At 56.9% G+C, this 253-nt stretch carries 1 pseudogene; it reads left to right on the top strand.

What is annotated here, in order from left to right:
• Window positions 1-253 (top strand): annotated as a pseudogene (locus IV91_RS0114120) (IS1634 family transposase); the annotation flags it as partial.

Here is a 253-nt window from a genome sequence, read left to right as displayed (position 1 = left end):
CACTTGGGACGAAGAAAAACTGTGGCGTACCTATACGATGCTGACGGATCTGGAGAGCGTATTCCGCAGCCTGAAGAGCGAGTTGGGTTTGCGTCCGGTCTATCATTCGAAAGAGGAGCGCGCAGACGGACATCTCTTCATCACCGTGCTGGCCTATCAGGCCGTACAGGTGCTACGAGCGAAACTGAAGAAAGCAGACATCCGCGACAACTGGGCCAGCCTACGCGAAACGATGAGCGTGCAGCGGCGCGTC

The sequence above is a fragment of the Ferrovum myxofaciens genome (genome assembly GCF_000735045.1).
Classification (GTDB): Bacteria; Pseudomonadota; Gammaproteobacteria; order Burkholderiales; family Ferrovaceae; genus Ferrovum; species Ferrovum myxofaciens.
Note: the sequence above shows the minus strand (reverse complement) of the source record. Positions and strands in the feature narration are given on the sequence as shown.